The sequence below is a fragment of the Alcaligenes faecalis genome, assembly GCF_005311025.1.
GTDB classification, from domain to species: domain Bacteria; phylum Pseudomonadota; class Gammaproteobacteria; order Burkholderiales; family Burkholderiaceae_B; genus Alcaligenes; species Alcaligenes phenolicus.
Genome location: NZ_CP031747.1, coordinates 4,096,462 through 4,116,956, shown reverse-complemented (window position 1 = coordinate 4,116,956; position 20,495 = coordinate 4,096,462). Strand labels below are relative to the sequence as shown.

Annotated in this window: 16 protein-coding genes and 1 other RNA gene; 2 read left to right on the top strand and 15 right to left on the bottom strand. The window is 57.2% G+C overall.

What is annotated here, in order from left to right; translation table 11 throughout:
• The first annotated feature begins 4 nt into the window (after positions 1-4).
• Positions 5-643, top strand: a complete 639-nt coding sequence (locus tag D0C27_RS18835) for a histidine phosphatase family protein (protein WP_137431448.1) — start codon at positions 5-7, stop codon at positions 641-643.
• 343 nt (positions 644-986) lie between these two features.
• Here D0C27_RS18835 and D0C27_RS18830 read toward each other — a convergent pair whose 3' ends face one another.
• The 4 genes from D0C27_RS18830 to carA all read right to left on the bottom strand — a co-directional run bounded on the left by D0C27_RS18830 (position 987) and on the right by carA (position 7,223).
• Entirely contained in the window at positions 987-1,757 is a 771-nt protein-coding gene (locus tag D0C27_RS18830) for an SDR family oxidoreductase (protein ID WP_035270976.1), read from the bottom strand.
• A 13-nt stretch (positions 1,758-1,770) separates the two neighbouring features.
• A complete protein-coding gene (gene lpxO / locus D0C27_RS18825) occupies positions 1,771-2,667 on the bottom strand; it encodes a lipid A hydroxylase LpxO (RefSeq protein WP_026485242.1) in 897 nt (298 codons plus the stop codon).
• Positions 2,668-2,808: 141 nt separating this feature from the next.
• On the bottom strand, positions 2,809-6,051 hold the full coding sequence (gene carB, locus D0C27_RS18820) for a carbamoyl-phosphate synthase large subunit (RefSeq protein WP_035270977.1): 3,243 nt from the start codon (positions 6,049-6,051) through the stop codon (positions 2,809-2,811).
• An 8-nt stretch (positions 6,052-6,059) separates the two neighbouring features.
• The gene (gene carA, locus D0C27_RS18815; RefSeq protein ID WP_035270978.1) at positions 6,060-7,223 is read right to left on the bottom strand and encodes a glutamine-hydrolyzing carbamoyl-phosphate synthase small subunit; all 1,164 of its coding nucleotides are present in this window, start codon (positions 7,221-7,223) and stop codon (positions 6,060-6,062) included.
• A gap of 169 nt (positions 7,224-7,392) precedes the next feature.
• Here carA and tal point away from each other — a divergent pair, with 169 nt between their 5' ends.
• Positions 7,393-8,355 (top strand): transaldolase, encoded by a 963-nt coding sequence (gene tal / locus D0C27_RS18810; RefSeq protein ID WP_137431447.1) that lies wholly within the window; start codon positions 7,393-7,395, stop codon positions 8,353-8,355.
• A gap of 140 nt (positions 8,356-8,495) precedes the next feature.
• On the opposite strand, the gene D0C27_RS18805 is transcribed toward tal, so the two are convergent.
• The 11 genes from D0C27_RS18805 to ffs all read right to left on the bottom strand — a co-directional run bounded on the left by D0C27_RS18805 (position 8,496) and on the right by ffs (position 20,488).
• Positions 8,496-9,596, bottom strand: a complete 1,101-nt coding sequence (locus D0C27_RS18805; protein ID WP_035270979.1) for a YncE family protein — start codon at positions 9,594-9,596, stop codon at positions 8,496-8,498.
• Between the two features lie 85 nt (positions 9,597-9,681).
• Complete coding sequence (locus tag D0C27_RS18800) at positions 9,682-12,105, bottom strand: TonB-dependent receptor (protein WP_240688278.1); 2,424 nt, start codon at positions 12,103-12,105, stop codon at positions 9,682-9,684.
• Between the two features lie 194 nt (positions 12,106-12,299).
• Entirely contained in the window at positions 12,300-13,286 is a 987-nt protein-coding gene (locus D0C27_RS18795) for a FecR family protein (protein WP_137431446.1), read from the bottom strand.
• A complete protein-coding gene (locus D0C27_RS18790; protein ID WP_060185648.1) occupies positions 13,276-13,779 on the bottom strand; it encodes a sigma-70 family RNA polymerase sigma factor in 504 nt (167 codons plus the stop codon). Before D0C27_RS18790 ends, D0C27_RS18795 begins: the two co-directional genes overlap by 11 nt.
• Positions 13,780-14,131: 352 nt before the next feature.
• Complete coding sequence (locus tag D0C27_RS18785; protein WP_009463067.1) at positions 14,132-14,926, bottom strand: ABC transporter permease; 795 nt, start codon at positions 14,924-14,926, stop codon at positions 14,132-14,134.
• A gap of 1 nt (position 14,927) precedes the next feature.
• Positions 14,928-15,734, bottom strand: a complete 807-nt coding sequence (locus D0C27_RS18780; RefSeq protein WP_060185647.1) for an ABC transporter ATP-binding protein — start codon at positions 15,732-15,734, stop codon at positions 14,928-14,930.
• Complete coding sequence (locus tag D0C27_RS18775) at positions 15,727-16,767, bottom strand: ABC transporter substrate-binding protein (protein ID WP_035271448.1); 1,041 nt, start codon at positions 16,765-16,767, stop codon at positions 15,727-15,729. Before D0C27_RS18775 ends, D0C27_RS18780 begins: the two co-directional genes overlap by 8 nt.
• Before the next feature lie 105 nt (positions 16,768-16,872).
• Positions 16,873-17,484, bottom strand: a complete 612-nt coding sequence (gene recR, locus D0C27_RS18770) for a recombination mediator RecR (protein ID WP_003803396.1) — start codon at positions 17,482-17,484, stop codon at positions 16,873-16,875.
• On the bottom strand, positions 17,484-17,810 hold the full coding sequence (locus D0C27_RS18765; protein WP_009463063.1) for a YbaB/EbfC family nucleoid-associated protein: 327 nt from the start codon (positions 17,808-17,810) through the stop codon (positions 17,484-17,486). The genes recR and D0C27_RS18765 overlap by 1 nt, the downstream gene beginning before the upstream one ends.
• A 41-nt stretch (positions 17,811-17,851) precedes the next feature.
• Entirely contained in the window at positions 17,852-20,275 is a 2,424-nt protein-coding gene (dnaX, locus tag D0C27_RS18760) for a DNA polymerase III subunit gamma/tau (RefSeq protein WP_137431445.1), read from the bottom strand.
• 115 nt (positions 20,276-20,390) lie between these two features.
• Positions 20,391-20,488: signal recognition particle sRNA small type (ffs, locus tag D0C27_RS18755), an RNA gene on the bottom strand.
• Between the last annotated feature and the right edge of the window lie 7 nt (positions 20,489-20,495).

The window sequence follows — 20,495 nt, the reverse complement described above, 5'->3', positions numbered from 1 at the left end:
CAGCATGAGTACGTCTATTTGTCTGATCCGCCATGGTGAAACCGCCTGGAACGCCGTACGCCGTTTACAGGGCTGGCAGGATATAGAGCTGAACGAGACCGGCCGCGAACAGGCCCGTGCCCTGCAAAGTTACCTGAGCTCCCCGGCGTTTCACATGCCTGTGGATGCCGTCATCAGCAGTGATCTGCAACGCGCCTCGGAAACTGCGGCAATTGCCTGTCAGCATTGGGATATTGAAATCCAGCAAGTCCAGGGACTGCGCGAACGCGGCTTTGGCAAGCTGGAAGGCCAGGCCTGGGATGCGGCAGGCCGCCATGGGCCGGATCAGCCCGACGATACCGTCGATATCGATTACGCCGTAGAGGGCGGCGAATCACTGCGTCAGTTTCAAACACGGGTTCTGAGCTGCTTTGAGGCGCTGGCGCAGGACAATGCGGGCAAAAACCTGCTGGTCTTTGCCCATGGCGGTGTCATTGATATGGTTTGGCGCAAGCTGAACCAGCAGGCGCTGAATGCCAAGCGCACTCACGCAATTCTGAATACCAGCCTGAACTTCTTCAGCATTGATGCGGACTTGAACTGGACCTGTACGCAGTGGGGGCAGTTGCCACATCTGAATACGGCACTGGACGAGCAAGTCTAAGCCATACATAGCCATGATCAGGCAGGTACCCGCAGATCGGATTAGCTGCAGCGTTCGATAAACCAGCCTGAGATTTGTGCGGAGTCCTGTCCGCCTGACTCACCTCATCAGTTCCTGACAGTGTCTCCAGCGCCACGCCCGCAAGCTTTATCCTTACGATAGCGACGGCCCCATACCAGGAAGAGCCACAGGCACTATTGCGGTTGCGGTTGCGGTTGCGGTTGCGGTTGCGGTTGCGGTTGCGGTTGCGGTTGCGGTTGCGGCCATAAGCATAGCCAGCCCCCCCCCTTCAAACCGCGATGAGGCCAACAAGGGCCTCAAAAATCAGCTACAGGGGCAATGATCAGCTTTTTTTGTTCAGTCGTGGCTTGCGCGGCGCCTGACGAGCCAGACGGTCATACAGCCAATTAGGCAAAAGACGCATCAGGCGCGAGACAACTCCCATCTGCCACGGAATGACTCGATAGGACACGCCCTGCTCGATGGTCTTGCGGGCTTTGCGGGCAAAGTCCTCAGCAGGCATCAGAAACGGCATGGAGTAAGGATTCTGTGCCGTCATGGCCGTGCGAATATAACCGGGCGTAATGGTGACAACAGAGACCCCGTACAGCGACAGCTCCAGTCGCAAGCTTTCGCAGTAGGCAATGACAGCCGCCTTGGAGCTGCTATAAGCTCCTGCACCAGGCAGACCACGAATACCCGCCACGCTGGCAATACCCACCAAGGTTCCCTTCCCCGCCGCTTTCATGGTGCCGATAAAAGGCTCGAAGGTCGCCACCATGGCCAGAAGGTTTGTATCCACAATGGCTTTGAAGACGGCAAAATCCTCGGTTTCTTCCGTCAAGGTGCCAGCGCTGATCCCCGCACTGGCAATGACCACATCAATTTTTTGCCCTGTGAACTGCAAAAAGTCCTGGGCCGCTTGATGCAAGGCGTCTCTGTCACGTACATCCGCCACATAGATACGGTGCACACCGGGCAAGCTCTCAGCCAGCGCCTGGAGTTCTTCCTGACGCCGGCCCAGCAAACCCAGGCAAGCACCTTGAGCTGCGTATTCCTGGGCCAGCGCTTTGCCCAGACCGCTGCTGGCACCCGTGATAAAGACGGTTTGCATCTTTGCCTGCTTTTTACAGGAAGATCAGGGCAGCAATGCCCAGCACCAGCAACCACTTGAGGATGTAGTACAGGGTTTCGTTCTTTTTCTTGATCGCCTTGCCGAAACGACGCACTGCGTAAACCGTACCGAAAATACGGTTGATACCACCGGTGCGGTCACCTTCCTGGTTAGGAGCGGCAGCGGCGCGCAGCAAGAAACCACCCACTGCGTGATTGATCGCCTGTGCCCAGCGGTAACGCATGGGGCGCTCTACGTCCGCGAACAAGATAATGCGGTTCTGATCCGTTTTGTTCTCGGCGTAGTGAATAAAGGTTTCATCAAACACCACGGCCTCGCCATCACGCCAGTGGTAGCGCTGGCCGTCCACTTCGATATAACAATCCGGGCTATTAGGCGTCATCAGCCCCATGTGAAAGCGCAGCGAACCCGCATAAGGGTCGCGGTGACGCGGTAAACGGGCACCGGGTGGCAAGGAGGTGAACATGGCCGCCTTGATCGAAGGAATGTCCTTGAGCAGATTGGTCGTCACCGGGCACAGTTCGCGTGCTGACGGATGATCCGCGTCATACCACTTCAGGTAAAAACGCGTCCAGCCGGTTTTGAAGAAGGAGTTGAAACCCGCATCGTTGTACTTGTCCGAGGCCTTGATATGGCCTTCGCCAAATAGCTGCTCGGCCTCGGCACGGATTTCATCGCAATGCTCCAGCAGCTTGTTCAGCTCGGGAAAGTGTTTCAAATCCAGATACGGCTCGTTCGGTACTGCCGAAAAGCCGTACATGAAGACGTTCAGAGGAGCCGTGAAGGTGGAATGATCCAGCAACTGGCGAGAAAACCGGTGCCTGACTCGACCCCTGAAGTGCACAACAATCGTGCACACGATGAACAAGGCAAGAATGAACCATTTCACGACATGATCTCCAAAGAAGAAAACTTCTGCACTGTGCAGGCGATGGCCTGCGTGCTGCCCCAATACGACGGCTTGGTCTTGTCTGATGCAAGAACAAAAAAAGGCGCACCACTAAGGTGCGCCTTTCCAGCCGGGTAAGACTTAGTGTTTCGCGAGCAGAGCGTGCAGCTCTTGAACCGCGTAAACTTTCAAGCCCTCACCTTGGCTCAGATACTGCAAGCCTTGAACCGCCGCCACAGCACCGGCAATGGTGGTGTAGTAGGCCAGGTTGGCAGCCAGCGCATGTGTACGGATTGTACGCGAATCAACGATGGCGTTGCGACGCTCTTCAACCGTATTGATGACCAAGGAAACTTCACCGTTCTTGATCATGTCCACAATGTGCGGACGACCTTCGGTAACCTTGTTCACCACTTGAACAGCCAGACCGGCCTGTTCGATGGCGCTGGCGGTACCGCGGGTAGCCACAACCTTGAAGCCCAGCGAGATCAGGCCACGAGCCACTTCAACGGCTTGTGGTTTGTCCTGAGCACGCACGCTGATGAAGGCCAGGCCGCCCTTGGGCAGGTTCACGCTGGCAGCCATCTGCGACTTCACGAAGGCTTCGGCAAACGAGGTGCCCACGCCCATGACTTCACCGGTGGACTTCATTTCAGGTCCCAGAATGGTATCCACACCAGGGAACTTCACGAAGGGGAACACGGCTTCTTTCACGCTGTAGTAAGACGGCGTGACTTCTTCAGTAATGCCTTGCTCGGACAGAGTCTGACCAGCCATGGCGCGAGCGGCGATCTTGGCCAGCTGCAAACCGGTAGCCTTGGACACGAACGGCACGGTACGCGAAGCACGTGGATTCACTTCCAGCACGTACACATCACCATCCTGAATGGCGAACTGCACGTTCATCAGGCCCTTCACGTTCAAGGCCTTGGCCATGAGTGCGGTCTGGCGCTTGATTTCAGCTACGGTTTCGTCGCTGAGCGAGTAAGGAGGCAAGCTGCAAGCGGAGTCACCGGAGTGAACACCAGCTTGTTCAATGTGTTGCATCACACCGCCCACGAAGACGCGCTCGCCATCGGCCAGGCAGTCCACGTCCACTTCGGTAGCGTTGTTCAGGAAGTGATCCAGCAGCACGGGCGAGTCATTGCTGACCTTGACCGCTTCGCGCATGTAGCGCTCCAGGTCTTGCTGCTCGTGCACAATTTCCATGGCGCGGCCACCCAGCACATAGCTTGGGCGCACCACCAGGGGGTATCCAATTTCAGCAGCCAGAGCAATGGCTTCGCCTTCGGTACGAGCCGTACGGTTTGGCGGCTGACGCAGACCCAACTTGGTCAGCAGCTTCTGGAAGCGCTCACGGTCTTCAGCCACGTCAATGGATTCAGGGCTGGTACCGATGATAGGTACACCGTTGGCTTCCAGAGCACGTGCCAATTTCAGCGGAGTCTGACCACCGTACTGAACGATGGTGCCCACGGGTTTTTCGATGTGAACGATTTCCAGCACGTCTTCCAGAGTCAGAGGCTCGAAGTACAGACGGTCGGAGGTGTCGTAATCGGTAGAAACGGTTTCGGGGTTGCAGTTGACCATGATGGTTTCGTAACCATCTTCACGCAATGCCAGAGCAGCGTGCACGCAGCAGTAGTCAAACTCGATACCCTGACCAATACGGTTAGGACCACCACCCAGAACAATGATCTTCTTCTTGTCCGTAGGATTGGATTCGCACTCTTCCTCGTAGGTCGAGTACATGTAGGCCGTATCGGTGGAGAATTCAGCCGCGCAGGTGTCCACACGCTTGTAGACAGGACGCACGTTCAACTGGTGACGCAGTTTGCGCACTTCCGATTCCACGGTGTCCAGCAGGAAAGCCAGACGGCGGTCGGAGAAACCACGACGCTTCAGACCGAACAAGGTGTCGCGGTCCAGATCGGCCAGCGTCTTTTGCTCCAGAGCCAGTTCAATGTCCACGATCTCTTTGATCTGGGCCAGGAACCAGGGGTCGATCTTGGTCAGGTTGTGAACTTCGTCCAGGGTCAGGCCTTGAGCGAAAGCATCGCCCACGTACCAGATACGCTCTGGGCCGGGTTCGCCCAGTTCGACCTGCAGTTTTTCGCGGTCGGTGGTTTTCTGGTTCAGACCATCCACACCCACTTCCAGGCCACGCAGGGCTTTCTGGAAGGATTCCTGGAAAGTGCGGCCAATAGCCATCACTTCACCTACGGACTTCATCTGGGTGGTCAGGCGCGAATCGGCCTGAGGGAATTTTTCGAAAGCGAAACGTGGCACCTTGGTAACCACGTAGTCGATAGTGGGCTCGAACGAAGCAGGGGTCGCACCGCCGGTGATTTCGTTCAGCAGCTCGTCCAGGGTGTAACCCACGGCCAGACGCGCAGCAATCTTGGCGATAGGGAAACCCGTGGCTTTGGAAGCCAGAGCCGAGGAACGAGACACGCGCGGGTTCATTTCGATAACGATCATGCGGCCGTTATCGGGGTTCACCGCGAACTGAACGTTCGAACCACCGGTATCCACACCGATTTCGCGCAATACGGCGATCGATGCATTACGCATGATCTGGTATTCGCGGTCGGTCAGGGTTTGGGCAGGAGCCACGGTGATGGAGTCACCGGTGTGCACACCCATGGGGTCCAGGTTTTCAATGGAGCACACAATAATGCAGTTGTCGGCGCGGTCACGCACGACTTCCATTTCAAACTCTTTCCAGCCCAGCAGGGATTCTTCAATCAGCAGTTCGTTGGTTGGCGAGGCTTCCAGACCACGACGGCAGATGGTTTCGAATTCTTCAGGGTTGTAGGCAATACCGCCGCCCGTACCGCCCAGCGTGAAGCTGGGGCGAATCACGACGGGGAAACCGGCGGTACCGATTTCTTCAGCGATACGCTTTTGAACCGCCCAGGCTTCGTCCATGCTGTGAGCCACGCCGGACTTGGCGGACTCCAGACCGATGGAGGTCATGGCGTCCTTGAATTTCAGGCGGTCTTCGGCTTTTTCGATAGCAGCGGCGTTGGCACCGATCAGCTCGACACCGAATTTTTCCAGCACGCCATGCTTGGCCAGATCCAGGGCGCAGTTCAGCGCGGTTTGGCCGCCCATGGTGGGCAAGAGCGCATCGGGACGCTCTTTTTCAATGATTTTCTCGACAGCTTGCCAGGTGATGGGCTCGATGTAGGTGACGTCGGCCGTATCCGGGTCCGTCATGATGGTGGCCGGGTTGCTGTTGACCAGCACAGTCCGGTAACCCTCGGCCTTCAGGGCCTTACATGCCTGGGCTCCCGAGTAGTCGAATTCACAAGCCTGACCAATGATGATCGGGCCTGCGCCAATGATAAGAATGCTTTTTAAGTCTGAACGCTTTGGCATAGTGCGATTTATTTATTGGCCTGGTGGGCAGCCATCAGGCTGATGAATTTGTCGAACAGCGAGGCAATATCGCGCGGGCCGGGAGTGGCTTCGGGGTGACCCTGGAAGCAAAACGCGGGGCGATCTGTCAACTCGAAGCCTTGCAGGCTCTGGTCGAACAAAGAAATGTGCGTGACCTTGGCATTGGCTGGCAAGGTTGTGGCATCCACCGCAAAACCGTGATTCTGGCTGGTGATGAACACGCGGCCGCTGGCCAGTTCCTGCACAGGGTGGTTGGCACCGTGGTGGCCATTTTTCATCTTCAAGGTCTGAGCACCTACGGCCAGACCCAGGATCTGATGACCCAGGCAAATACCAAACACAGGCAACTTGCGCTCCAGCAAGCCCTTGCAAGCTTCGATTGCGTAATCGCAAGGCTCCGGATCACCAGGGCCATTGGACAGGAACACGCCATCAGGTTCGTAAGCCAGCACATCGGCCAATGGAGTTTGCGCAGGCACGACGGTGACCTTACAGCCACGGTCCGCCATCAGGCGCAGGATGTTGGCCTTGACGCCAAAGTCGTAAGCCACCACGTGAAAGCGGTCGCCTTCGGGCTTGGAGAAACCTTGGCCCAGTTCCCACGAACCTTCGGTCCAGTTGTAGGACTTGTCGGTGGTAACCACCTTGGCCAGGTCCTGACCTTTCAGGCCAGGGAAAGAGCGGGCCAGTTCCAGTGCACGTTCGGCATCATCACCCACCAGGATGCAGGCACCCATGGAGCCTTTCTCGCGCAAAATGCGAGTCAGCTTGCGGGTGTCGATACCGGAGATGGCCACAACGCCCTGAGCTTTCAGGTAGTCGGGCAAAGACTGGGTGGAGCGGAAGTTGGACAGGCGGGCGGGACAATCGCGAATGACAAGCCCGGCAGCGTGGGCTTTGGTGGATTCGGAGTCCTCTGGATTGACACCGGTATTACCGATGTGCGGATAGGTAAGCGTAACAATTTGACCGCTGTAGCTTGGGTCTGTCAGGATTTCCTGATAGCCCGTCATGGCTGTATTGAAAACGATCTCAGCAACACAGTGCCCCTCGGCACCGATTGATACCCCTTTGAATAGGGTTCCATCCGCCAGGGCTAGGACGGCACTAGTGATAGTGCGGGACTCCTCAGGAAATAAAGACGGCAGCACGTTAAAAACCCCGGATTCTGAAATTAATATTAAACCTTCTAATTATATGCTCAAACGGGGTTTTTCCGGTAGTTTATCGGTAATAACACCGAAACCAGGCACGAAAACCTGGAAAATCGACTACAGTAATTGATTGGTTTGATGGCTTTGCGATGGACTAGTAACAGACATGACTACTCAGCTTGACTCCCTGCGCCAGTGCACAACCGTAGTGGCCGACACAGGCGATTTTGAAGCGATGCGTGCGTATCGCCCTACCGATGCAACAACCAATCCTTCCCTGATCTTGAAGGCTGTCCAGCAGGCGGCCTATCGCCCCTTGCTGGACCGTGTCATCGCCGACCACCCTCACGCCAGCCTGGCAGAAACCAGCGACCTGTTGCTGGTTGCCTTTGGCCAACAAATTCTGGACATTGTTCCCGGCCGCGTCTCCACCGAAGTGGATGCTCGCCTGTCCTTTGATACCCTGGCCAGCGTCGAGCGCGCCCGCCATATCATTCAGCATTACGAAAAGGCCGGTGTGCCGCGCGAACGGGTACTGATCAAGCTGGCCAGCACCTGGGAAGGCATTCAGGCCGCCCGTACGCTGCAAGCCGAAGGCATCAACTGCAACCTGACCCTTTTGTTCTGCCTGCCGCAAGCCATCGCCTGCGCCCAGGCCAAAGTCACCCTGATCTCGCCCTTTGTGGGTCGCATCTACGACTGGTTCAAGAAAACCGCTGGCAAGGACTGGGACGAAAGCGCCAACCAGGGCGAGAACGATCCCGGCGTGCGCTCGGTCCGCAGCATTTACGAATACTACAAAACCTATGACATCCCCACGGAGATCATGGGTGCCAGCTTCCGCAATGTCGGCCAGATCAAGGCGCTGGCCGGTTGCGATCTGCTGACCATCAGCCCGGATCTGCTGGGCCAGCTGGATGCAGCCCAGGGTGAAGTCCCTGCCATGCTGGATGTGGCGCGCGCCAAGGCGGTTGCCCCCGAATGGCGTGCCAGCAATGAAATCACTTTCCGCACGGATTTGAACCAGGACGCGATGGCTACTGAAAAGCTGGCCGAAGGCATCCGTCAGTTCACCGCGGATGGCATCAAGCTGGACTCCTTGATTCAGCAAGCGCGTCAGCAGGCTTGATCACTGGCACAACACTTTAGAAGGCTTTGCATCCTGCAAAGCCCTGAAAGAAGCCCGCTGCTTGATCAACAACTTGAGCAGCAAAAAGACTCAGCCCGGCATTGCGCCGGGCTAATTTGCTTTGAACCTTCAGGCTGCAATCAGATCTTGCTCAGATCAATACGCACCACACTTTCGCGGGCGCTGACCTTATGGTCAGGCGTGAAGGGAGCTTTCACCGTGACATACAGTTGATCGTCCGGCCCCAGCAGCAGACTGTTGGGATGAGCAAGCAAGCTGTATTCCGCCTTTTTCGCATAGCTGCCCGCATCCAGCACAGACACCTTGCCCTGCTGGCGGTGCGACACATACAGCTCGTCACGCTTGGGGTTATAGACAATATCCAGCGCGTCCCCTACGTCCAGTTGCTCCAGCAGCTTGCCTGTGCTGGCATCCAGCACATAAACCGTTTTCTGATGCTGATTTTCCGTGGCGTATAAACGGTTGCGCTTCGGGTCCAGAGCAAAGTTGAGCAAGATCGCCGGCTTGTCCCCGGCAGGTTTCCAGCGCTGTTGGATCTGGTTCTTGTCCGTATCAATCACCAGCACTTCACCGTCGCCATTGCCTGCGTACATACGGCGATGATCCGTGTCCAACAACAAGCCGGTCACCCATTTGCCCGCATTCTCAATGGTGTTGAGCACTTCCATGCTGCTCGTGTCCAGCACCCAGATTACCGCCGGATTGCCTACGCCCCCTACATAAAGACGCTTATGGGCCTCATCCAGCTTCACCGTACGTGGCCCCACCTTGAAACCATCCGTCCCCATATTGCTGAAGGCCGTACGTTTCAAACCGCCCTTTTCGCCCAGCTCCACGCGCGCAACTGCCGGGTTCAGGCTGTTCGTCATGAACAGCACATTCCCCTCGGCATTGCTGCTCAAGCCAAAATTGCTTTCATCGGTGTGAATCACACCCAGCACATCCAGAGTCTGCGGGTCCAGCTTGTAGAGCGCCCCGCCCCGCACACCATCAAGCATTTCTGCCGAGGCTACATACAGGGCCTTTTCAGACGCGCTGTAAGCCATCTGATAAATCCCGTAAGCCAGTTCCTTGCGCAAGGCGCCATCGGCCGTGATCGAGCTGCGCTGCGCCAACTCTGGACTCAAGGGCTGCACAGATGGCTGGGTAGGTTGAGCATACGCGGTCACGCTCAACAGGGCCGCCGACAGAACGGACATCAGAAAACATCGTTTCAACATTTTGTTCTTCCCTTCCAGGTCCAGGTAGGGCCAGGCGGTATCGAATACAGCCGCGAAGCCCTGCCTGACGTTAACAATCAGCGAATCAGAAATTCACGGAGGCCGACAACATGAACGTGCGCCCTGCCCCGTTCGTGGCAAAGTTGCTGGAAGCCAGCCAGTAGCGCTTGTCGGTCAGGTTTTCGATATTGGCGCGAATCACCACATCCTTGCCCGCAATATCGGTGTAGTAGCGCGCACCTACATCAAAGCGGGTCATGGCGGGCAGCTTCAAGGTATTGGTGTTGTTCAGATACTGGGACGAGGTATGAATCACGCGACCATTCAGACTCAGGCCTTGTACCCAAGGCGTATCCCAATCCAGACCCAGGTTATAGGTGCTGGCAGGTACACCCGGTGCCCGGTTGCCTTCATTCACACCGTTCTGGGTTTTGGTGAGCTTGCCTTGGGTAAAGCCAGCACTGGCCATCATGCGCAAACCTGGCATCAATTCACCGTAGGCACTCAGCTCCAAACCACGGTTGCGCTGTTCGCCAAAGTAGCCATACACATTGTTTCCATCCTCTTGCCCTGCAGGTCGGGCAATCTGCCACAGGGAGGCCGAGGTCATGATGCCACCCCAATCCACTTTCACACCCGTCTCATACTGACGGGACTTGAAAGGCTTGAGAATCTCGCCACGATTCGCGTAGGTGTCCCCAACAATCGTGCCGCGCGTCAAACCTTCGGTGAAGTTGGCGAAGACCGAGACATTCTCCATCGGCTTGACCACAATCCCCGCCAAAGGCGAGATGGAGCTGGCCTTGTAATCGGAGGTTTTTACACCTGTAGTCGTATTGAAGCTGGTGACATCCACGGTCTGACGACGCGCCCCCACCGTCAGCAAGACACGGTCATCCGCAAAGGACAAGGTATCTGCCACGGCAAAGCTGAGCAGGCCGGTACTGGACGCTTTTTGTGGCGTCAGCCGCTCTGTTGGACCTGCCGGAATAGGCACAGGATTATAGATATTGGAGTCCGCCACTTCCGTACCAGGGCTGTAGGCATTGCCCAGCTCCTGATCCATATAGCTCACTCCGAAAGCCAGTTTGTGCGCCACGCTGCCCGTGTCGAAATCCACGCTCAAACCCGCATCGCTACTTAGCGTTTTGGAGTAGGAATCATAGAAGGTGGAGATCACGCTGAAATTGCCATCCGCATCCACAGACTGACGTTTATTGGGATTACCCGGCTCTACATTCACCGGGAAAATCTGGCGATTCTTGCCATGGCGATAGCCCACCCCGATGTGCCCGGTTACCGAGTCGCTGAAGTCATATTCCAGACGGGACATGATGGTGTTGTCGCGCTGGGTCAGGCGAGTGCCGGGGTAAAAATTGGTACGGCCATCGGGTGGTGCGGGCAGCTCGGTCAGATCGCTTTGAAAGCCAATTTGCGAACGGATATTTTCCAGCGTGTCTTCCTGGTGGATGACATCCGCAGACCAGCGCAAGCGGCTGCCTCTATAGTCCACCCCCAAGGCGGCCATACCCAGATCCTGCTTGCCATCACGTGACGTGGCTTCTCCACCGCGCTTGACGCCGTTAAAGCGCACGCCCCATTCCTTGTTTTCACCGAAGCGGCGGCCCACATCCAGCTGTGCCGTCACATTTGCCTGGCTGACATAACTGGCCGTCACGCGGGTCAGCGGCTCGTCCTCGGCCCGCTTGGTCACCAGATTGATCGCCCCGCCTATACTCCCTCCGGGTGGGATACCGCGCATCAAGGTGCCGGGCCCTTTCAGGACTTCCACACGCTCCAGAATCTGCACGGGCACACGGCTGGAAGACACCAGGCTATACAAGCCGTTCACGCTGACATCACCACTGCCTACCGCAAAGCCGCGAATCACAAAGTCCTCACCAAAACCGCCGGTAGAAGTCGTCGTCCGTACAGCCGCATCATTCACCACCACATCGGCCAGAGTTCTGGCCTGCTGGTCATAGAGCAATTCGGAGGTGTAGTTGGTGGTGCTAAAGGGGTTGTCCATCACATCCACGGAACCCAGCAAACCCAGGCTACCCCCTGTTGCCACTTGCCCGCCCGCATAGGCAGGCGACAAGTCGCCCAGAATCCCGCCCTTGACGGTAATGGTGGACAGCTCGGCCACCGAGGAGGCCGGGTCCGGCGTCAGGCTGATGGTATTACCCTTGCGCTGGTAAGTGATGCCCGTACCCTCCAGTAGCTGCTGCAAAGCCTGCTCAGGGGAATAGCTGCCCGACAAGGCCGGCGCCTGATGGCCATCCACCAATTCCTGAGAAAAGAAAATCTGGACCGAGGCCTGCTGCCCCAACTGCAACAAGGACTTGCTAAGGGGCTGCACAGGAAGATTGATGGAGGTGGCTTGAGCCTGCGCACGTACGTCCAGCGGCAAGGCGCTGACGGCGCAGGCCAGGCTGATTGCCAGAATCGTCAAGCGTGTATTGATCGCGGGCTTGTTGCGCCACACAGAAAAGGTCGGTGTATTCACAGTCTGACTAGGTCCAAAGAGTAGCAAGGCACGCGCAAGGCGGCCTCAAGGCAAGGTGATGGGCGCTGCCGTCTGCGACATAAAACAGCTCCCCTTACTCTATCGACGAACCAGAATCAAAACACCGGAACAAAAATGAGAATTATTTTTGATAAATAAAAAACAGAGCCTGGATTGCCAGGCAAACTCGGGCTCTATTCGCTGATTCGCAGTTGTCCGCTGGGCAAGGTTTGAATTTTCACCGGCACCAGGTCGGGCAAGGTATGAATCAGGGCCAAAGGCTCATTTACACTGAAAACCCCAGCTACCTTGTAGGAGGCAAAACGGGGTGCATTAAAAACGGCCGCTTGCGGCAAGTAACGATTGATCTGCGCTACCGCCTGCTCCAGCGGCGTATTTTCGAACACAATCATGCCGTTACGCCACGCCAGGCTGGTATCCAGATCCGCCTTTTGTACCTGTCCCAGAGGAGCATCCTCAGCCGTGTGAACGGATTGCCCACGCTCCAGCAAGCGTGTATCCCGGTCCCACCAGGCACCCTGCTGCACCTTGACTGAACCGGACTCCACCGTCACCTGTAATTGCTGCTGCTCATGCAGAACATTGAAGCGCGTACCTGTGACCACCACCCTGCTTTGCCCGGCATGCACCACAAACGGTCGGGACCGATCAGGCTGCACATCAAAGAACACCTCGCCTGCATACAGATCAACGACACGCTCATTCTCGTAAAAACGAATCTGTGCGCGTGTGCCGGTATTGGCCATCAAGGTAGAGCCATCGGGCAGACGCAATTCCTCGTGCAGCCCGCGTGGGGTCGTCAATGTGGTTTGATAGGAAGGTTCAGCATCCAGGCTAGCCCGTATGCCTACGGCTGCAAGTACCCCCGCCGCACACAGTCCTGCCGTCATGCCCCAGGCAAAACGACGGCGTGGCTTGTTGACTGGGGTCGATGGGCGCGAAGCCCGCAAGGCAGCCCGCAGCTCGGACTCGGGAATCTGCAAGGTCGCTTGCCAGATCGCCTCCAGATGGCGGTAACAGCGATCATGCTCCTGATCAGACTGTCGCCATTGCTCGAAGGCACGCCAATCCTCGGGCGAGGCCTCACCCGAGCGCAGATGAGAAAACCAGGCGGCCGCCTGATCCTGCGCGGTCGCTGCGTTCAGGACATCAGGGGGCATACTTCTGTAACCTTGTACTCAAATGACGCAGCGCTTTGTTCATATGCTTTTCCACCATGGCACGGGAGATGCCCAATTCACGGGCAATCTCGGCATGGGAGCTTCCCTCCAGGCGCTGGTAAATATACACCTGCCTGCAAATGTCCGGCAGTTCATCCAGAACCGTTCTTAAATCATCGACCATCTGGCTGGAATAAACCTGGGACTCCGGGCCAACTGCCAGCGGATGCTCGGACTCATGCAGTTCATGCAAAGGCACCATGGGCAGCTTTTCCTCCCGTCTGTGTCGGTCGATCAGACCGTTGGAGGTACTGCGTTGCAGATAGGCGGCCGGATTATCAGCCGAAACCGAGCCGTTTTCCAGTATGCGCAGCACGGCGTCGTGCATGGCATCTTCCACATCGTGATCAACTTGAGATCGACGCCGCCACGCCCCCAGCAGCTCACTGTAGTGAGCAAGCCAGGTTTTACGAAAGGCACGGCGGTCGGACATGAAAGCAAAGAGCCTGCAAGGAAATGAGAAGGCTGATAATAACAACAATTCTCATTTCCAAACAAATGAACGGATCTTGATCAAGGGTTATATATCAGCCTAAATAGGCCTGCTTTCTGCTTTGCGCTGAGTCCTATCCAAAGTGACTCTAAGCAGAAAAACGCCTCAAGCCGTGCATGGCTTCCTCAAGGCACGACGTGCTCCCCACTAGGCTTCAGTTTTTTGAACTTTCAGCGCTCACCAAAATGCCGAGCCACAAAAATGCCGGCACAAAAAAACCGGCCTCTCCAAAAAGAAGCCGGTTTTCGGGGCAAGCCCTGTCAGATCGCTATCTGACCGCAAGCGACATGGATCAGAGCTTTTCTGTACCGCCACCTTGTGGCCGCCAGGCCAACAAGCGGTCTTCAAACACACTGACCAGTCCATCCAGAATCAGCGCAAATACCGTAAGCACCACAATACCGGCAAACACCGTATTCACGTCCAATGTGCCCTCTGCCTGCAGGATCAGATAACCGACCCCACTGGCTGAACCCAGGTATTCACCCACCACAGCACCCACAAAGGCCAGACCGACCGAGGTGTGCAGGCTGGAGAACACCCAGCTGGTTGCCGAAGGGATATAGACGTGGCGCAGCAACTGGCGACGGCTGGCACCCAGCATGCGGGCGTTGTCCAGCAAGGTGGAGCTGACCTCACGTACACCCTGGTACACGTTGAAGAACACGATGAAAAACACCAGTGTCACGGCCAGAGCCACTTTGGACCAGATGCCCAGACCAAACCACATGCCGAAGATAGGCGCCAGAATGACGCGCGGCATGGAGTTGGCTGCCGTCAGGTACGGGTCCAGCAAGGCAGCTGCACGCGGCGACAGGCCCAGCCACAGACCGCAAGCCAGGCCGGCAATCGTACCGATGGCAAAGGCCAGCAAGGTTTCGCTCAAGGTCACACCCAGGTGCAGGTAAATATCACCATTGGTGACGAACCAGGCCCAGATCACCTTGACCACTTCCAGTGGCTGGCCAAAGAAGAAGGCTACTTTGGGGTCCAGCGTAAAAAAGTGCCAGGCAGCCAGAATGACGATGAGCAGCGAAATTTGCCAGCCGCGCAGGGCCAGCTTGGATTGAGTAATAGATTTAGACATATCAGGCACGCTTTTGCTGGGCATAACCCTTCAGAACTTCATCACGCAAGACGGCCCAGATTGCCGCATGCAATTCGACAAAGCGGGGGTCGTTGCGTACTTCGGCCACGTCACGAGGGCGTGGAAGATCGACATGAAATTCGCCGATGGGATGAGTGCCCGGCCCGGCCGACAGAACCACCACCCGATCGCTCATGGCAATGGCTTCGTCCAGGTCGTGCGTGATGAACAGCACGGCTTTACGCTGCGCCATCCAGATCTCCAGCACTTCGTTTTCCATCAATTGGCGGGTCTGAATGTCCAGTGCCGAAAACGGCTCGTCCATCAGAATGATGTCGGGATCACGAATCAGGGTCTGGGCCAGCATGACGCGTTTGCGCATACCGCCAGACATCTGATGCGGATAACGATCCCCAAAGCCACCCAGGCCGACTCGCTTGAGCCATTCCTGGGCACGGGCGCGGGCCTCGTCCTGCGGGACACCAGCAAACTCCAGACCGGCCATCACGTTGGATTCGGCACTGCGCCAGGGCATGAGTGCTTCGCCCTGGAACATGTAGCCAGCGCGCTCGTTCACCCCTTCCAGGGGTTTACCGAACACACGCACTTCGCCCGACGAAGGGCTCAGCAAACCCGCCCCTACGTTCAGGAGCGTGGATTTGCCGCAGCCCGTTGGGCCTACAACCGACACAAACTCGCCTGGAGCAATGTTCAGGCTGGCGTCACGAACCGCTGTGTACGTACCTTTGCCATCGCGGGAGGCAAAAACACAGCTGATGTTATCTAAAGAAAGTGCTGCCTCAGACATTGGGATACTTCTTGTTGGCTTTTTCAGCAAATTCGTTGGTGAAGATCTTGCTGGTATCAATCTTGGATGCGTCCAGATTCGGCACAAAAGCGGCCAGCGCATTCAAGGCGGTAGCGGGGCCATCAGCATCGACCAGACCATCTGGCGAGAGTGCTTCTTTATTGGCGTCCAGACATTGCTTGTACAGCTCTACATCACCCAGCAGGTAGGTGGCAGGCACGGTTTTGGCAATGGTTTCAGCGTCATTGGCCTGAATCCATTTGTCGGCGCGCACGATGGCGTTGGCCAGGGCCTGAGCCGTGTTCGGATTCTTGGTGATAAAGTCTTCAGAAGCGTACAAGCAGGCCGAAGGCATATTGCCGCCAAAAATGGTCTTGGTGTCGGCAACGGTACGGGTGTCAGCAATGACACGTACTTCGTTTTCCTTGAGCAAGGTGCCGATAACCGGGTCCAGGTTAGCCATGGCATCGATCTGACCCGTACGCATGGCAGTAACCGCACCCGCGCCAGCGCCTACGCCGATAAAGGCCACGTCCGAGGGTTTCAGACCGTTCTGTTCCAGATAGAAGTTGACCATCATATTGGTCGAGGAACCCGGTGCGGTCACACCGATTTTCTTGCCCTTCAAATCCGCAGGCGACTTATAGTCAGCCATCGTCTTGTTGGACACGGCCAAAACGATGGCCGGTGCGCGTCCTTGCTGCACAAAGGCACGGTACATCTGGCCTTTGGCCTGCAAGTTGATGGTGTGCTCAAAAGCGCCTGAGACGACATCGGCACTGCCACCGACAACCGCTTGCAGGGCCTTGGAGCCACCGGCAAAGTCGGCCACTTTGACCTTGAGGCCTTCATCATCAAAATAGCCGTTGATCTCGGCAATGGACAAAGGCAGGTAATAGATCAGCGCTTTGCCACCGACGGCAATCGTGATGCTTTTTTTCTCGATTTCCTGTGCACGGGCCAATGTTGGCAGCGACAGTGCCAATCCCGATGCTCCAACCAGCTTGAGTGCATGACGACGAGTCAGTTTCATGGCAATCCCCTTCTTGTTGTTGGTCATTAATTATTTAGGTCTGATACTTATACTAAAAAACAAAGGGGGGTGTCCCCCCCTTGTCCGCCAAGCGGTCAAACCCGTTTACGTGGCGCGACGCTCCATCAAGGCCCAGGCAATGGTGCTGGGGTCTACGTACTCCAGCTCGCTCCCGGCTGGCACACCGCGTGCCAGTCGAGTCACTTTCAAACCTTGGCTAGTGAGCATTTCCGCCAAATGATGGGCGGTGGTTTCGCCCTCTGCGGTGAAATTGGTCGCTAGAATCACTTCCTGCACTTGGCCATCACCGGCTCGCTCTAGCAAGCGGTCAAATTGCAAGGCATCCGGGCCTATGCCTTCCAGCGGCGTCAAACGCCCCATCAGCACATAGTAAAGGCCTCGATAGCCATGCGTAGCCTCGATCATGTTTTGATCGGCAGGCGTCTCCACCACACACAACAACGCCGGATCACGGCGGGGATTGGCACAGGTTTCACAGATAGGTTGAACAGTGAAACCATTGCAGCGCTGACAGTGCTGCAGTGCCGTCGTGGCATGTTCAAGAGCGCGGCTCAATTGGTCGGCGCCTACCAGGTCGTGTTGCAACAAGTGGTAGGCCATGCGGCGAGCGCTACGCTCGCCCACACCGGGTAGCCGACGCAGAGCCTGGATCAGAGCCCGAAGCGGTTCGGGCTCAGCGATCTGCGGTTCGTTCATTAGAACGGGAACTTCATACCGGGTGGCAGTGGCAGGCCAGCGGTAACACCCGCCATTTTTTCCTGCGACGTTGCCTCGGCTTTGCGCTGTGCATCGTTAAAGGCAGCAGCAATCAAATCTTCCAGCATCTCTTTTTCGTCTTCCAGCAGGCTGGGGTCGATAGAGACACGGCGCACATCGTGGCGGCAGTTCATGATGACCTTGACCAGACCACCGCCGGAAACGCCCTCGACCTCGATATCGGCCAAGGCTTCCTGGGCCTTTTTCATGTTTTCCTGCATTTGCTGCGCCTGGCGCATCAAGCCGGCAATCTGACCTTTCATCATGGTTTGGTTTTCCTGATTGATATAAATTGACAAGGGGCCATTCAGGCGGCCCGAACCAAAGGAGTGGCCTTGATCGACCCGGCTTTGACGCTGCCGTCAAAGTCCTGGATCAGGCTCAAGACAAAGGGATCCTGGGCAACCTGCTCTTCGGCCTGCCGCTGGCGCTCGGCCAGCTTGGCCTGCTCCACGGCATGCGCGGTAGCATCGCCCGTATCCCCGTATTCGATCACCAACTGAATGGACTGGGCAAAGTATTCCGACAAAACGGTGCGCAAGCGCGCTTTGCCCTGGCTGCCTTCAGTGGCCTTGATTTTGGCACGCAGATGGATTTCCTGGCCTTTCACGCCCAGCCATTCGCTCTGGCGGGCCAATTCAGCGGCCCAGCCACTTAAGGGCAGGCTGGTTGCCACTTCGGGCCAGGTTTCCGGTTTCATGCCGCCCAGACGGACGGTACGCGGGCTGTCCGAGCCGCTTTGCGGTACAGGCAGGCCCAGTTCAGTATCGGGCATGAAGCGATCAGACAGGGACACAGACGGTACATCGCCGTCTTCTTCGGCACGAGCCGCGTCCATATCCAGAGGTTGGTAATTCTCGAACTCTTCGTCCATGCCCTCGGACAGCCAGGCGGGCTCTTCCGGGCCGTCCTGGGTGGAGACGGCTGGCGGCGCTTCTTCAGCCACGGGTTCTACTCGGGCGGCGGCCTGAGCCTGAGACGACATCAAGGGCTGAGCACTGCTCTTACCCTGGGCTTTGGAGGACTCTGCTACAGGGTCGGCAGAGGAGTCTGCCTGGGCTGCGGAAGTGGACTCTGCGGCTGGCTGGACGGACGGAACGGATGGAGTCGATGCCGCTTGGGCGGCCTCAACAGCGCTGCTGTCAGCAACTGCAGTCGCAGCTTCTTGAGGCTGACTGGTCGCGGAACCGGCGTCAAAGTTTGCATCTGCTGGGGCAGACTCTGAAGAGTCATAGCTGGCCCCTGCACCGGCAGGCTCGGGAGCATCTTCCCAGGCCGGGACAAAATCGTCGTCAGCAGGGATGGATTCTGCGACAGGCGCTGCTTGGGCTGCATGTGCACGGGCAACATCAGCGACCGGGGCGGCTGCAGAGGCAGAAGCCTGTGCCTGCTGAGACGCGGCCTGTGGGTTAACCGCAGGCTGAGTGGTTTGCGCTGCTTGTGCAGTTTGTGCGCTCGGCTCTGTTTGCGCACCCTGCGCAGCTTGCTGTAGAGGCGCGGCAGAGGCGGCGGCATCAACAGAGACAGCGAGGGCTGCCGCAGGAGCGGGAGCAGCCTGAGCCGCACCAGCACCAGCACCAGCACCAGCACCAGCACCAGCAGTATCAGATCCCGAAGGCCCTGCTGGCGGCACATACGCCGAGACAGGCTCGGGCAGCAAAGCCAGCATGCGCAAGCACGCCATCACAAAACCGGCGTACTCATCCGGAGCCAAAGACAGCTCCTGACGGCTATGCACCGCTACCGAATAAAACAACTGCACATGATCGGGCGAGAGCATGGGCGCTAATTGCCGCACTGCCTCAGCCAGAGGATCATCATCAGAAATCGTGCCGGGAATGCGCTGCTCGATGGCGATACGGGACAACAAGGTTGCCAGATCAGCCAGAGCGCCCGAATAAGACAGGCCACGCAAGGCCAGATCATCGGCCACACCCATAATGGCCTGCGCATCATAAGCGACCAGCGCTTGCAGCAATTGCGCCAGGTGGCGTTGATCAATGGTGCCCAGCATGGCTTGTACAGCCTGGGCGCTAAGATCGCCTGCGCTATAGGCAATAGCCTGGTCGCTCAGCGACAAGGCATCCCGCATGGAGCCATCGGCTGCCTGCGCCAGCAAACGCAAGGCGGGCAGCTCGAACTGCATTTCTTCCTGGGTCAGAATGTCTTGCAGGTGACCCACAATCGCGGGCACTGTCATCTGCTTCAAATTGAATTGCAGACAGCGCGACAAGACCGTGACCGGAATCTTTTGCGGATCGGTCGTGGCCAGAATGAATTTGACGTGCGCTGGCGGCTCTTCCAGCGTCTTGAGCATGGCGTTGAAGGCGTGCCCGGTCAGCATGTGAACTTCGTCAATCATGTAGACCTTGTAACGGCCCGAGCTGGGGGCGTAGACCGCCTGCTCCAGCAGCTGGGTCATCTCTTCCACACCTCGGTTGGAGGCAGCGTCCAGCTCTACATAATCAATAAAGCGGCCCGCATCAATCTCGGTACAAGCGCGGCAAACGCCACAGGGCTTGGAAGTGATGCCAGTTTCGCAGTTCAGCGACTTGGCCAGAATACGCGACAAGGTGGTCTTGCCCACGCCGCGTGTGCCCGTAAACAGCCAGGCATGGTGCAGGCGCTGGGTATCCAGGGCGTGCGTCAGAGCGCGCACCACGTGGTCCTGACCAACCAAGGTGTCAAAGGAACGGGGGCGCCACTTGCGGGCCAGTACGAGATAGGTCATGCGAATTCCGGACGGCGTGAACCATCAATACAAATAAGCGAAAGGAAAAGTGTACCGGATTCGGTGCTGAAGGGAAGCAGATAGACCGGGCGCGCATAACCCGATAAGCAAATGAAGTGGCGAGCCTGACTCCGGCACTGATTCTGCACGGCTGTGGCTGCTTCGTTCCCGACCTGACCAGATTCACCGCCGAACCATGCGGAGGGGCCCGCCGACCAAT